We start from the raw sequence: 13,335 nt of genomic DNA, 5'->3' as shown, positions 1-13,335 counted from the left end.
AGCCGAACTGCTGCGCCAGAAAAGGCGCGAACAGGGCGGCGAGCGCCGTGCCGGAATTGCCGGCCCCGGCGATGCCGAGGGCCAGGCCCTGGTGCTCGGGCGGATACCAGCGCGAGGCCAGCGGCAGGGCCACGGCGAACGAGGCGCCGGCCACCCCCAGGAGGACGCCCACCATCAGCACCTGGCTGTAATTGTGCAGGCCCACGAACCAGGCGACGCCGAGGCCCGCCATGACAATGAGCTGGCCGATCATGCCGGTCTTCTTCGGACCGATATGGTCCACAAGCACGCCGGCCACCACCCGCAGCAGCGCCCCGGCGAGAACCGGAACAGCGACCATGAAGCCCTTCTGCGCGGCGTCCAGGTCGAAGCTCTCGGCGATGGCGACGCCCAGGGGGCCCAGTAGCACCCAGACCATGAAACTCAGGTCGAAATACAGAAAGGCGGAGAACAGAGTCGGGGCGTGCCCCGCCTTAAGGAAGGATCGGCTGATCATGGGAAGACCCGTTCAAGAGGACATGAGCGGCGGCGTCGCCGTGCGGAGGTGGCTCGTCATCGAGCCTGATCCGAAGGAGCCGCGAACGCCGTTGTCCTGGGCCTGACCTCATGAGGGGCGAGCTTTCCGGCCCCGTCACGCCTGGCATGCCGGCGCGGGTTCAGAAGGTCGCCATCGCGTGAAAATGCGGCGCCCGCGAACAGCGCCTGTCGAAGTCTTGGGCGATCAGCCGCCCAGGGCGGCCGTATAGAGATCCGGACGCCAGGTGCGCTCGGCCACCTTGTCGATGGCCACCTCGCCGATCTGGCCCCAGCGGGCCATCTGCTCCAGCAGCCAGGCCGCCTGCTCGCGGCGGGGCGGGTTGACGGCCGCCCCGTCGAACGAGATCTCGGCCAAGCCCGCGGCGATCGCCTCTGGCGCAGCGTCTAGGAATTCCGGGCGGGCGAGGAGCGCCACCAGCTCGGGCTGATTGTGCGGATCGGCGGCCCAGGCCCCTGCCCGCGCCAGAGCGCGGATCAGGGACTGCAGGATGGCGGGATTGGCCGCCGCCCAGAACTCAGTGACCCCCAGCACCTTGTCGGGCGCTTCGGGCCAGACCTCGGTCACGCGCACAACCGTCTGGCCGACTCCGGCGGCCTCGGCGACGGCGTTCCAGGGCGCGCCGGCGCAGAAGCCCTCGATCACCCCCTCGCCCAGCAGGGCGGCCGTCCGCGGCGGCGGAACCACTGTCAGGCGGACATCGACATCCGGATTCAAGCCAAGGCCCGCCAGCCAGTGGCGCAGCAGGTAGTTGTGGATCGAGAACGGATACACCGCCGCCAGCGTCAGGGGGCTGGCCCCCTCCTCCTGACGGCGGCGAACCAGGTGCGACAGGCCCGCGCCAGCATCGCCGTCTCCCGTCAGCCGGCTGGAGAGGGTCACCGCCGCCCCGCCGCGGTTCAGGGCGATGGGGGCGATCATCGCCTTGGGCTCGCTGCCGATCCCCAGGCTGGCGGCCAGAACCATCGGCGCCAGCATATGGGCGCCGTCCAGGGCCCCGGCGGCCACCTTGTCGCGGATGGTGGCCCAGGAGCCTTCGCGGCTGAGACTGACCGCCAGACCCTCGGCGGCGAAGAACCCCTTCTCCTGGGCCACGATCAGGGGGGCTGCGTCCACAAGGGGAATGAACCCCAACTGCAACGGTCCAGATGGGCTCACGTTGGATCTCCGCCCTTCAGCACGCCGGCGAAGGCCAGCAGGTCGGCGGCCACAGCCCCCAGCGGTCGGCCGGTGTCCATGGAGAGCTTGCGCAGCAGCCGGTAGGCCGCCTCCTCGTCCAGGTCGCGCTCCTTCATCAGCAGGGCCTTGGCCCGCTCGACGCTCTTGCGGGAGGCGAGATCGGCCTTGGCCTTGGCCAGATCCGCCCGTAGCTGATGCATCAGATGGAAGCGGCTCATGGCCACCTCCAGCACCGGACGGACACGGGCCGCAGAGAGGCCATCGACCACGTAAGCCGCCACGCCGGCGCGCACCGCCTCCTCCGCCAGGCCTGGCTCGGAGCGATCCACGAACATCACCACTGGACGGGGGTTGACCGCGCTGGCCTCACGCAGGCTTTCCAGGGTGTCGCGGTCCGGACTTTCGGAGGCGACCACCACCACGTCCGGTTGGAAGGCCGTGACATCAATTTCATCGAAGACCGCCGCGACGCGCACCTTCAGAGGGTCGATCCCATCTAGCCCTTCGGCCACAAGCGCGGCGCGCGCCGGGTCAGGATCGATGATGAGCACGCGCATGGGCCCTGCCTAGGCGAGCCGCCGGCTGCGCCAAGCCACAAAACGAACCACCGCGCCAGCGCGCTCAGGAAGCTGACGAAATGGGCGACCATCGCCCAATTTTTTGGCAGCCGCTAAAGGATCAATGGATTGGCGCCATACCAGAAAGATCGCGCCAGCCGCCCATCCCTTGCCATGTGGATTGTTGGAGATCGGTCAATCGGACGAGCCGTACAGTGTGAAGGCCATGAGCGTTGCGTCCACTGGGAGATGCCGATGAAGCTATGCGTGGTTTTGGCTGGAGGAGCCGGGCGCCGCATGGGCGGGAGCAAGCTTCAGCGCCTCTACAGGGGCCGAAGCCTCGGCGAACGCGCGCTTTCACTGGCGGCCGGGTTCGCCGATCATGTGGCGCTGTCAGTTCGAGAGCGCGGCCAGGCCGATGGTCTTCCCCCCGTGCCGCTGGTGTTTGATCGTCATGACATTGAAGGCCCCCTGGCGGGCGTCGTCAGCAGCCTCGAGCAAGCTGCGCGGATCGGCGCCGCGCAAGTCCTGACAATCCCTTGTGATGCGCCGCACCTTCCCCACGATCTTTTCTCACGGCTCGAAGCCGCGTTAGTTGAGTTTCCCGATGCTCTCGCAGCTTCGGCCAGTGACGGGCGGCACAGTCACCCCCCCTGCACACTGTGGCGCGCAGAGGCGATCGAGCCGGTCATGCATTACGCCAAGTCTGGCCGGCGTTCGCTGAAGGGACTGCTCATTGATCTGAAGGCTCGGCCCGTCATCTGGGATGAACCGAACATGGACTTCTTTCTCAATCTGAATACACGTGAGGATCTGCGCCAGGCGGGCGAACACTTCGCCTCACCCGGCCCCTGCGAGCTCTGATAGGGACCAATTCCTCGAGGCCGCGGCTCTTCTCATGAAATGGGATTTTAGGGCTTGGCTCAGGCCCATGTTCGCAAGCTGGTCGGATAGAGCGCTGCTCTTTGCTGTTGGTCGTTGTCTCATAGGGGCGGTCGGCGAACTTGCCAACCCGACCCCACCAATAATACCAACGCACATCCGCAGAAGCGGGACTTTCAAAACCAACAATCCCTATGGATAGGAATTTATCAATACAATTCTATGCCGGTATATAGACTTTTCGATATAAAAGCCTTTGTGATTTAATACTTATTGCTAAACGTCAAAACCCTATGAATTCCGCATCAATACTTCCGCTGGTGGGCCCGGCAGGACTCGAACCTGCAACCAGACCGTTATGAGCGGCCGGCTCTAACCATTGAGCTACAGGCCCCATCAGCGGAGGGCCTGCGGTTAGCATGGGCTGCACGCGGCTTAAAGCTCCGGTTCAGGTTGGGCTTGCCAGGGTGGAACATGAAGGTCGTCGCGGGGGTTCTCGCTGTGGCCTATGGTCAAGTTTCAAATGGACTGGAGATTTCGATGAAGACCCTCCTGCGCGCTGGCGTGCTCAGCCTCAGTCTGGCGGCCCTGGCCCCGGCCGCCCTGGCCCAGACTGCTCCGGCCCCCGCCGCCCCCGCGGCGGATTCCATGTTCCGCGCCACCACCCTGAACCTGTCGGCCGTCGGCGAGGTCGATGTGGCGCCCGACATGGCGACCATCAATCTCGGGGTCCAGACCGAAGCCCCCACCGCCCAGGGCGCCATGCAGGCCAACGCCCAGCAGATGAGCCGGGTGATGGCCGCCCTGAACCGCGCCGGGATCGCGGCCCGCGATATCCAGACCTCGAACCTCAATCTGAACGCCCAGTACGACTATGTGGAGAACCAGCCGCCCCGCCTGCGCGGCTATCAGGCCAGCAACCAGGTGACGGTGAAGGTGCGTGACCTCGCCCGCCTCGGCGCAGCCGTCGACGCCACGGTCAATGCCGGCGCCAACCAGATCAACAGCATCAGCTTTGGCCTGAACGACCGCAGTCAGGCTGAGAATCAGGCCCGTCAGGCCGCCGTCCGCGACCTGCAGGCCAAGGCTGCCCTCTACGCCCAGGCCACCGGCTACCGGGTGGGCCGTCTGGTGACCCTGAGCGAGGGCGCGACCTATTCGGCGCCGCAGCCGCCCATGCCCTACATGGCCATGGGCCGCGCCGAGAGCATGAAGGATTCCACGCCGGTGTCCGGCGGCGAACTGACGGTTCGGGTGGATATTTCCGGGCTCTACGAGCTGACCCGTTAGGACGAGACAGGCCTTCGCTCTCCTTGAGCGGAGGCCTAGTCCATGCCTGCGGCGAAGGCGCCCGCCAGACGGTCGGCCATGATCATGCCGGGCAGGGCCCGGGGACCTTCCATCACCGCGGCGAAGACCAGATCCTGCCCGGCCACCGGACCGGCCGCCCAGCCGACGCTGCGAGAGCCGTCAGGGGCGGTGGGGCAGCTGGTCGTGACCGCCGTCGCCGTGGAGGCCAACGCCTTCAGCAGGTCTTCCACGGTTCGCACCGGGGTGTCCTGGCAGGCGGGATAGGATCTGGCGCAGACGGTGTTGGAGCCATAGCGATAGACGATCCGGCCTGAGGCGCGGTCGGCCACCAGCACGCAGGTGGAGGGATCGCCGATCCTGGACCCGATCTCCCGATCCAGCACGGCGGTGTCGACGCCATCCGGGGCGGCAGGGGCGCAGGCGGCGGTCAGGGCGGCGGCGACCAGGCTGAGGGCGAGGCGCCGGCGGGCCATCAGGCGGCCTGCTTCATCTCGTTGCCGTCACCCAACAGCACCACGGTCGGGGCGTAGTTGCGGGCCTCCTCGACCGGCAGCATGCCGTAGGTGACCACGATGACCTTGTCGCCCTTCTGGACCAGGCGGGCGGCTGCGCCGTTGACGCCGATCACCCGCGAGCCCCGGGGGGCCTCGATGGCGTAGGTGGTGAAGCGGGCGCCAGTGGTGATGTTCAGCACATCCACCTGCTCGTGCGGCAGGATGCCAGAGGCGTCCAGCAGGTCGCGGTCGATGGCGATGGAGCCTTCATAGTCCAGGTCGGCCTGAGTCACCGTAGCCCGGTGAAGCTTGGCCTTCATAAGGGTGACCAGCATGGGCGGAGCGCGTCCTTGCGTTCACGAGAACTGACAGGTCCGCCAGCCCGAAGGCTGATGGGGAAGAGGCATATACGCACTTCAACCCTTCGGTTCAATTGCCGCGTTGCAATAGGATGCCCCAAGGGAAGCCTGCATCAAGGCTTTACGCCGTAAGGGATCAGCGGTCCTGGCGCGCTGCAACCTCGTCGCCCGCGGCCGCCCCAGGCTCGGTGTGCCGGCGGAGGAAGGCGGTCATGTCCTCCAGCACCGGGGCCCGTCCCCGCAGGGGGCGCGACAGGGCCAGCAGCACCCCGGCATGGCCAAGGTCAGGGTAGAGCCTCGTCTCCACCGCGACGCCCTGGGCGCGCAGGGCTGCGGCCAGGGCCTCGGTGTTGCGGGGCAGGACGACACTGTCGCTGTCGCCGGTGGCCAGGAAGGCCGGCGGGGCGTCGCCATCCACCTGATTGATCGGCTGGGTGGCGGGCAGATCCTCGGCGGCGCCGAACACGCCGCGCACCGTCGCGCCCTCCAGGGGCAGGAAGTCATAGGGGCCGGCCAGGCCCGCCACAGCACGGATGCGGGATGGATCGACGCCGGCGACCTCCAGGTAGCGGCGGTCAAGGCCCAGCATCACCGCATTATAGGCGCCGGCCGAATGGCCGATCAGAACGATCCGGCTGGGATCGCCGCCATAGCGGGCGGCGTTCTCCACCGCCCAGGCGATCGCCGCCGCGCCGTCCTCGAGGAAGGTCGGATAGGTGACCTCAGGGTAGAGACGGTAGTCCGGGGCGAGCGCCAGGAAGCCCTCCGCCGCCAGGGCCCGGCCGACCCAACCATAGTCCTGCCGACGGCCATCCTCCCAGGTGCCACCATAGAAGAACACCGCCACCGGCGCGCCCTGGGCGCCCTGCGGCGGCGCATACAGGTCCAGGCGCTGACGGGGTTCGACCCCGTAGGCCAGACCCTGGCCCGCCTGCTGGGCGCGGTCGGTGGGGGTGAGGTTGGCGAAGGCGGTCAGCGGCGAGCAGGCGCCGAGCGTCAGGGCGAGGACAGCAAAGGCGAGCGCCTGACGCAGGGGCGGCAAGGTCATGGTCACAGGTCTCCTGGGTGCGGCTTGACGCCGGCGCGCCGTCCCGGCGCTATGGCAGCCAGCATCACATGAACGACTCTACGGAGGGATGACACCGATGGATGGCGAATTTTCCGCAAGCGGCCTCCAGGCCATCGGTCCGGCCCTTCAGGGGGTGGTGGACGCCGGGGACCTGTCGGGCTTCGTCACCCTGGTCTGGCGGGGGGGCGAGGTGGTCCAGGTGGACACGGTCGGCCGTCGCGACGTCGCCGGCGACAAGCCCATGACCCGGGACACCCTCTTCCGCATCGCTTCGATGACCAAGCCGATCACCTCGGTCGCAGCCCTGATGCTGCTGGAGGAAGGCCGACTGAAGCTGGACGACCCCATCACCCGTTGGGCGCCGGAATTTTCCGACATGCAGGTGATGAAGGCCGCCGACGGTCCCCTGGACCAGACCGTCCCCGCCGAGCGCGAGATCACCATCGAAGACCTGATGACCCATCGGGCCGGCCTCGCCTATGGCTTCACCTCCGTTGGCCCCATCGCTCAGGCTCATGAAAAGGCCCTGGGGCCGGCGCTGGGCACGCCTTTGACGCCTGACGAATGGATGAAGCGCCTGGGCGAACTGCCCCTCAGCTATCAGCCCGGCGCGCGGTTCCACTACAGCCACGCCACCGACGTCCTGGGCTTCATCGTCGCCCGCATCGAGGGCAAGACCCTGGACCAGGTGCTGCAAGACCGCGTCTTCGGCCCCCTGTCCATGACCGACACCGCCTTCCATGTGCCGCCGGAGAAACTGGACCGGGCGGCCAGGCTCTACCGGATCAATCCGAAGACCGACACCATGGAGGAGGTCCCCTTCCCCTACTATCCGGCCCCACCGGTCTTCGCCGCGGGCGGCGGGGGCCTGGTCTCCACCGCAGACGACTACCTGAAATTCGCGCGCCTGATGCTGGGCAAGGGCGAGGTGGACGGGGTCCGCCTGCTGAAGACCGGAACGGTGGAAATGATGACCGCCGACCGTCTGACCGAGGCCCAGAAGGCCATCCCCTTCATGGGCATTCCCTTCTGGCTGGGCCAGGGCTTTGGCCTGGGAGTCTCAGTGATCACCGACCCGGTGAAGCAGGCCTGGATGGGGGCTGGAAACGCCGGCGCCTTTGGCTGGCCCGGCGCCTTTGGCACCTGGTGGCAGGCCGATCCGGCCGCCGACATGGTGCTGATCTATCTGATCCAGAACTCAATCGACCTTGGCCCTGAGGCCGCCGCCCAACTGGCCACAGGCCAACGCATGGGCGGGCGTGCGGCCCTGCCGGTCTTCCAGAAGATGGTCTACGGCGCCCTGGCCGGCTGATCCGCCAGGGCGGCCTGCGTCAGCCCCGCGGGGCGACGCAGATGGGCTGGCCTTGGAACAGATCGCCGATCAGGCTGCCGTCGCGGGCGGCGTCGCGCCGTGCGGCGTTCAGCGCCACGGTCTCGCCGGGCGCAGCCTGTCCTGGACCGCAGACCGGGACCGTGGTGCGCATGCCCTGTGGGCAGCTGCAGATGTCTTCGCGCTTGTCCAGGCGGCTGGCGGGGACCTTGCACACGATGGGCAGGGTCGCCCCGCTCACATCCAGGCAGATCTCGGTCTTGGTCGGGGTGAGGTAGTCACGACCGCGCTCCTGAGCGTGGGCGGCGCCGGCCGCGGCGAAGGTCAGGGCCGCCAGGGCGGCGAGAACGGGCAGTCGTGTCATGGTCAGAATCCTCCTCAACCCATAAGCCACGGAAATGCGGCGCGTTTCAGGCGCGACTTCCCCTGCCCGCCTGCCTGGGCTATGGCCCCACCATGAGCCTGCGCCCCCTCTTCGTCACCCAGATCTACGAGTCCAGCCTCGCCCAGGATGCGGGATTCGAAGCCTTCAACGCCGAACTGGAAGAAGCCGTGGAGATGCTGGCCGCAGAGGACCGCGCCGGCCAGGCCTGGTGCAAGGCCAACGCCTATGGGGGCTACACCTCCTACGCCTCCCTGGACGACCTGCCGCAGCGCGCGACCGTCTTCTCGCTGCTGAAGTCCCGGCTCGATCGCCACGCCAAGGCCTACGCCCAGGCCCTGCACCTCGACCTCGGCGCCCGGCGGCTGAAGCTCGACAGCCTCTGGGTCAATCTGCTGAAGCCCGGCGCTGGCCATAGCGGCCATATCCACCCCCACAGCGTGCTGTCGGGCACGGTTTATGTGCGCACGCCGCCCGGGGCCAGCGCGCTCAAGCTGGAAGACCCCCGCCTGCCCCTGATGATGGCCGCCCCGCCCCGGCTGGCCGACGCGCCGGAGGCCGAGCGCAGTTTCGTCTATCTGCAGCCGCAGGCCGGCACGATCCTGATGTGGGAGAGCTGGCTGCGCCACGAGGTCCCGGCCAACGCCGCCAAGACCCCGCGCATCAGCATCAGCTTCAACTACGGCTGGCGTTAAACGACCGGCGTTCACCATTCTTGCAAGCAGGAGCTTAACCGCAGGGCGCGCAGACTAGGGGCGCAGGAGAACCCCCCATGGACCCGATCGCCACCGCCAGCTACGGCATGCTCGCCGCCAGCCGCCGTTTCGAAGCCTCCGCCCAGCGCACCGCGACCATGGGCGTCGAAGGCTCCACCACCAGCTACGAGCAAGAGGCGGTCGAGCAGATCACCGCCAAGCACCAGTTCAAGGCCAATCTCGCCACCATCAGCGCGGCCCAGGACATGTGGGACGCCCTGCTGCGCCTTCAGGAGCGCCGCTAGCCCTTAAGCGTCCGCCAACTACGCGGCGCCCCTTGCGCCGGGCGCGCCGCCGACCGAGGCTGCATCCCAGACCCACAGGTGTTTGAGATGCAGATGCACAAGGCCCAGCGGACCAAGGCGCTCTACGCCGGGTCGTTCGATCCCGTCACCCGGGGCCATCTCGACATCATCCGCAAGGCGCTCACCACCTTCGACGCGGTCCATGTGGCCGTGGGCACCAATGTCCGCAAACAGCGGGCCTTCAGCGTCGAGCAGAGCACCGATCTGATCCGCAGCTCGGTCCTGGACCTCTGGCCGGACGCCACCGCCATCCTCGACCAGTCCCTGGAGGTTGGCGAATACGCCCGCCAGAGCCTGGTCCGCTATGCGCGGGCCATCGGCGCCACCCACATCGTGCGGGGCCTTCGCGAGGCCACCAACTTCCACGAGGAGTTCAACCTGCACGGCCTGGCCGAGCGCCTAGACCCCACCATTCCCATGGTCCACTTCATCTGCGACGCTCAGTTCCTGCATGTCTCCTCCAGCACCGCCAAGGAGCTGGAGTCCGTCGGCGAAGACATCAGCTGGCTGGTCATGCCGTCGGTCGAAGCGGCTTTCCGCGCGCGGCGGGACCACGGCTAGCGCGTAGCGCAAGAAAAAGAGGAACCCCTGGATCGCCTGGCGCAACGAAAAACCCCGCCGTTTCCGGCGGGGTTCTGAAGTCCTAGCTGTCGAGGAAGCTTCGCAGCTTTCGCGAGCGGCTCGGGTGCTTGAGCTTGCGGAGCGCCTTGGCCTCGATCTGGCGGATCCGTTCGCGGGTGACGCTGAACTGCTGGCCAACCTCTTCCAGCGTATGGTCGGTGTTCATGCCGATGCCAAAGCGCATGCGCAGGACGCGTTCCTCCCGCGGGGTCAGCGAGGCGAGCACCCGGGTGGTGGTCTCGCGCAGGTTCGACTGGATGGCCGCATCGATGGGTAGGACGGCGTTCTTGTCCTCGATGAAGTCGCCCAGGTGGCTGTCTTCCTCGTCGCCGATGGGCGTTTCGAGGCTGATCGGCTCCTTGGCGATCTTCAGGACCTTGCGGACCTTTTCCAGCGGCATGGCCAGCTTCTCGGCCAGTTCCTCCGGCGTCGGTTCGCGGCCGATCTCGTGCAGCATCTGGCGGCTGGTGCGCACGATCTTGTTGATCGTTTCGATCATGTGCACCGGGATGCGGATCGTCCGAGCCTGGTCGGCGATCGAGCGGGTGATCGCCTGACGGATCCACCAGGTGGCATAGGTGGAGAACTTGTAGCCGCGGCGGTACTCGAACTTATCGACCGCCTTCATCAGGCCGATATTGCCCTCCTGGATCAGGTCCAGGAACTGCAGGCCGCGGTTGGTGTACTTCTTGGCGATGGAGATCACGAGGCGCAGATTGGCCTCGACCATTTCCTTCTTGGCCTGACGGGCCTCGCGCTCGCCCTTCTGAACGGTCTGGACGATGCGGCGATAGTCGTCGATGGCCACGCCGGTCTCGGTGGCGAGCGCGGCGATCTCGGTGCGGATGTCGCTGATCTGGCCCGCGTCGTTCTCGGTGAACTTGGTCCAGCGGACCCCCAGCTCCTTGACCTTGTCGGTCCAGTTGGGGTCGAGCTCAGCGCCGAAATAGGCCTTCAGGAACTCCACCCGGCTGATCCCGTAGGAGTCGGCCAGACGCAGCAGCCGGCCTTCCAGGCCCATCAGGCGCTTGTTGATCGCATAGAGCTGCTCGACCAGCGCCTCGATGCGGTTGTTGTTGAGCTTCAGCGTCTTCAGGTGCTGGACGATGACCGTGGTGGCGGCCTCGAAAGCCTTGCGGTCGGAGTCGCCCAGGTCTTCGCCGGCCAGCTTCTTGGCGACCAGCTTTTCCTGCAGGCGGCGGAAGGCGTCGAATTCTGAAGCGATGGCGTCGAGGGTCTCCATGACCCCGTCACGCAGCTCGGCCTCCATGGCGCTGATGGTGGGGCCGGCGCCGTCGTCAAAATCGTCGTCGTCGTCGTCGCCCTCGCCTTCGGCCTTGGCCTCGCCGGGCACAGGCTCGCCGGCCGGCTTGACCTCGGCGGCCTCTTCCTCGGTCCCGGTGTTCTGGCCGCCATAGGTCTGTTCAAGGTCGATGACCTCGCGCAGCAGGATGCGGCCCGAGGCCAGCTCCTCGCGCCAGACCATGATGGCCTCGAAGGTCAGGGCGCTTTCGCACAGGCCCCGGATCATGGTGTCGCGGCCGGCCTCGATGCGCTTGGCGATGGCGATTTCGCCCTCGCGCGACAGAAGCTCCACAGACCCCATTTCGCGCAGATACATGCGCACGGGGTCGTCGGTGCGGTCGTAGGCCGGCTCCTTGGTCGTCTCGACGACCGCGGTCTCCTCGCGGACGGCGACCTCGCCGCCCTCGGCGTCTTCCTCGGCCTCGACGACGTTGACGCCCATCTCCGAGAGCATGGCGAGCGTGTCTTCGATGGCCTCGGAGGTCACCTCCTCGGACGGCAGGACCTTGTTCAGCTCGTCCATCGTGACGTAGCCGCGGGTCTTGGCCTGCTTGATGAACTTCTTGACCGCGGCGTCCGTCAGGTCGAGCAGCGGACCATCGCTGGTCTGGGCTTCGGTCGTTTCCGCTTCGGCCGTATTGGTGCTCATCGAATTCTCCGGTTCGGTCCGCCGCCTCCTGCAAGGAACGGGCCGATCATGACTAACAGGGGCCGAAACGGGCCGTCTAAGTACGACCTGAAACCGGCTTCAATCGTTCCACTCTCTGGTCGCGCGTCTGAGTGCGTCGCGTTCCCCCTTGAGACGCTCGAAGGCTTCCATGTCCGAACGACCCCGAAGGTTCCCCTTCGAGGCGTCGAGCGCCTTGTCGAGCGACGCCAGCCGTGAAAGGCGGGCGAAGGCTTGCGACCACTGCGAATTCGCGGCTTCGAGGGAGACATCCGGTTTCAAAAAGGGCGCGCCCGATTTCGCAGCGGCCCGGTCGATGTCTGTCAGCAGCGCATTAAACCCGCATAATGCGAGATGGCGCGTCAGGCTGTCGGAGTCAAGGTGGTCGGACTCCAGCCGCAGGCGAATGATTTCCTTGACCAATTCACAGAGCGCCGGTTCGCCGAACCCATCGGTGGCGAAGGCGTCCTCCAGATGGGCCTCCAGGACCGCCGGATGGGCCAGCGCATAGGCCGCCAGGGCGGCGGGCGCGGGCTCCAGCCCCGTGGCCAAGCGACCGGCGGCGGCCTTGCCCTGGGCCGTGGGCGGCTGGGGGCTTTCCCAGGCGCCAGCGCCTTTCCAGCGCCCCTGGCGGGGGCCTGAGGGCCGCCAGGGTGGCCGCTGGCCCTGCGGGGCGTCAGCCTTGCGGAAGATGCCGTCATATCGCTCCAGCAGGTCCTGCCGGTAGGCCTGTTGCAGGTCGGGGTCGGCGATGGACGCGGCGGCTTGTCGCAGCCGTCCTTTCAGCCCGGCCCGCCGCTCGGGCGTATCCAGGGGCTCCAGCTCCCGTTCGCGCTCGAACAGGGCCTGGGCGAAGGGGGTGGTGGCGGCCAACTGCTGGCGCAGCGCCACGGCCCCCTGCTCGCGGAGCACGTCGTCGGGGTCCTTGCCGCCCTCCACCAGGGAGAACTGGAAGCTCTTGCCGGGCTTCAGGATCGGCAGGGCCCGGTCCATGGCGCGGAAGGCCGCCTGGCGGCCGGCCCGGTCGCCGTCAAAGCACAGGGTCGGCTCGGGATGCAGCCGCCAGAGCATCTCCATCTGCTCTTCGGTGAGCGCGGTCCCCATGGGCGCGACGGCGGCCACGCCCGCCCGGTGGCACGCGATGGCGTCCATATAGCCTTCCACCACCACCAGAGGCGGGCTCTCGCCGGACGGCGCGGCGCCCAGGATCTTGCGCGCCTCGCCCATGCCATAGAGCACATGGCCCTTGTGGAAGACCGAGGTCTCCGGTCCGTTCAGGTACTTGGCCCGGGCCTTGGGATCCATGGCCCGGCCGCCGAAGGAGACGATGCGTCCTCGCCCGTCGGCGATGGGAAACATGATCCGGTCGCGGAAGCGGTCATAGGGCGCGCCGCCGTCCTCGGGGGCGATCAGCACCCCGGCCTCGACCAGGTCGCCCGGCTGGGCGCCTTTGGCGATCAGATAGTCCTTCAGCCCCGTGCGGTTATTGGGCGCAAAGCCGATGTGGAAACGGCTCCACTCGCTTTCGGGCAGGCCGCGGCGTTCCAGATAGGCGCGCGCGTCCTTGCCGATGGGGCGGCGCAG

15 protein-coding genes and 1 tRNA gene are annotated in these 13,335 nt (G+C 67.4%); 6 read left to right on the top strand and 10 right to left on the bottom strand.

Features of this window, described 5'->3' with window-relative positions; translation table 11 throughout:
• The 3 genes from Q8N19_RS14120 to Q8N19_RS14110 form a co-directional block, all read right to left on the bottom strand.
• On the bottom strand, nucleotides 1-496 hold a 496-nt coding region (locus Q8N19_RS14120; protein WP_305591716.1), incomplete at its 3' end, for an MFS transporter.
• Nucleotides 497-721: 225 nt separating this feature from the next.
• Nucleotides 722-1,693: a CmpA/NrtA family ABC transporter substrate-binding protein gene (locus Q8N19_RS14115; RefSeq protein WP_305591714.1), complete on the bottom strand. Its 972-nt coding sequence runs from the start codon at nucleotides 1,691-1,693 to the stop codon at nucleotides 722-724.
• On the bottom strand, nucleotides 1,690-2,271 hold the full coding sequence (locus Q8N19_RS14110) for an ANTAR domain-containing response regulator (protein WP_305591712.1): 582 nt from the start codon (nucleotides 2,269-2,271) through the stop codon (nucleotides 1,690-1,692). Before Q8N19_RS14110 ends, Q8N19_RS14115 begins: the two co-directional genes overlap by 4 nt.
• 174 nt (nucleotides 2,272-2,445) lie before the next feature.
• On the opposite strand from Q8N19_RS14110, the gene Q8N19_RS14105 reads away from it, so the two are divergent.
• Entirely contained in the window at nucleotides 2,446-3,135 is a 690-nt protein-coding gene (locus tag Q8N19_RS14105) for a molybdenum cofactor guanylyltransferase (protein ID WP_371133861.1), read from the top strand.
• A 336-nt stretch (nucleotides 3,136-3,471) separates the two neighbouring features.
• On the opposite strand, the gene Q8N19_RS14100 is transcribed toward Q8N19_RS14105, so the two are convergent.
• A tRNA-Ile gene (locus Q8N19_RS14100) sits at nucleotides 3,472-3,547 on the bottom strand.
• A 146-nt stretch (nucleotides 3,548-3,693) separates the two neighbouring features.
• Between Q8N19_RS14100 and Q8N19_RS14095 the strand changes: the two genes are divergently transcribed.
• Nucleotides 3,694-4,443, top strand: coding sequence for an SIMPL domain-containing protein (locus tag Q8N19_RS14095; protein WP_305591708.1), 750 nt, complete (start codon nucleotides 3,694-3,696; stop codon nucleotides 4,441-4,443).
• Nucleotides 4,444-4,478: 35 nt separating this feature from the next.
• Here Q8N19_RS14095 and Q8N19_RS14090 read toward each other — a convergent pair whose 3' ends face one another.
• From Q8N19_RS14090 to Q8N19_RS14080, 3 genes are all read right to left on the bottom strand, one after another.
• Entirely contained in the window at nucleotides 4,479-4,937 is a 459-nt protein-coding gene (locus Q8N19_RS14090) for a hypothetical protein (RefSeq protein WP_305591706.1), read from the bottom strand.
• Complete coding sequence (panD, locus tag Q8N19_RS14085) at nucleotides 4,937-5,293, bottom strand: aspartate 1-decarboxylase (protein WP_305591704.1); 357 nt, start codon at nucleotides 5,291-5,293, stop codon at nucleotides 4,937-4,939. Before panD ends, Q8N19_RS14090 begins: the two co-directional genes overlap by 1 nt.
• 160 nt (nucleotides 5,294-5,453) lie before the next feature.
• Nucleotides 5,454-6,365 carry an alpha/beta hydrolase gene (locus Q8N19_RS14080; protein ID WP_305591702.1) on the bottom strand — a complete coding sequence of 304 codons (912 nt, stop codon included), beginning with the start codon at nucleotides 6,363-6,365 and terminating at the stop codon, nucleotides 5,454-5,456.
• A gap of 97 nt (nucleotides 6,366-6,462) precedes the next feature.
• Between Q8N19_RS14080 and Q8N19_RS14075 the strand changes: the two genes are divergently transcribed.
• Nucleotides 6,463-7,698: a serine hydrolase gene (locus Q8N19_RS14075; protein WP_305591700.1), complete on the top strand. Its 1,236-nt coding sequence runs from the start codon at nucleotides 6,463-6,465 to the stop codon at nucleotides 7,696-7,698.
• Between the two features lie 19 nt (nucleotides 7,699-7,717).
• Here the strand turns inward: Q8N19_RS14075 and Q8N19_RS14070 are convergent, their stop codons facing one another.
• The gene (locus tag Q8N19_RS14070; protein WP_305591698.1) at nucleotides 7,718-8,080 is read right to left on the bottom strand and encodes a hypothetical protein; all 363 of its coding nucleotides are present in this window, start codon (nucleotides 8,078-8,080) and stop codon (nucleotides 7,718-7,720) included.
• Between the two features lie 92 nt (nucleotides 8,081-8,172).
• Between Q8N19_RS14070 and Q8N19_RS14065 the strand changes: the two genes are divergently transcribed.
• The 3 genes from Q8N19_RS14065 to coaD all read left to right on the top strand — a co-directional run bounded on the left by Q8N19_RS14065 (nucleotide 8,173) and on the right by coaD (nucleotide 9,719).
• Nucleotides 8,173-8,793: a TIGR02466 family protein gene (locus Q8N19_RS14065; RefSeq protein WP_305591696.1), complete on the top strand. Its 621-nt coding sequence runs from the start codon at nucleotides 8,173-8,175 to the stop codon at nucleotides 8,791-8,793.
• A gap of 77 nt (nucleotides 8,794-8,870) precedes the next feature.
• The gene (locus Q8N19_RS14060; protein WP_305591694.1) at nucleotides 8,871-9,098 is read left to right on the top strand and encodes a flagellar basal body rod C-terminal domain-containing protein; all 228 of its coding nucleotides are present in this window, start codon (nucleotides 8,871-8,873) and stop codon (nucleotides 9,096-9,098) included.
• An 87-nt stretch (nucleotides 9,099-9,185) separates the two neighbouring features.
• Entirely contained in the window at nucleotides 9,186-9,719 is a 534-nt protein-coding gene (coaD, locus tag Q8N19_RS14055) for a pantetheine-phosphate adenylyltransferase (RefSeq protein WP_305591692.1), read from the top strand.
• An 82-nt stretch (nucleotides 9,720-9,801) separates the two neighbouring features.
• Here coaD and rpoD read toward each other — a convergent pair whose 3' ends face one another.
• Nucleotides 9,802-11,733 (bottom strand): RNA polymerase sigma factor RpoD, encoded by a 1,932-nt coding sequence (gene rpoD, locus Q8N19_RS14050; protein ID WP_305591690.1) that lies wholly within the window; start codon nucleotides 11,731-11,733, stop codon nucleotides 9,802-9,804.
• A 99-nt stretch (nucleotides 11,734-11,832) separates the two neighbouring features.
• A partial coding sequence (locus Q8N19_RS14045) for a DNA primase (protein WP_305591688.1) occupies nucleotides 11,833-13,335 on the bottom strand: 1,503 nt, incomplete at its 5' end.

This window comes from Phenylobacterium sp. (genome assembly GCF_030693405.1).
Classification (GTDB): Bacteria; Pseudomonadota; Alphaproteobacteria; order Caulobacterales; family Caulobacteraceae; genus Phenylobacterium.
The sequence above is the reverse complement of the archived record's forward strand: the minus strand, read 5'-3'. Positions and strand labels throughout refer to the sequence as shown.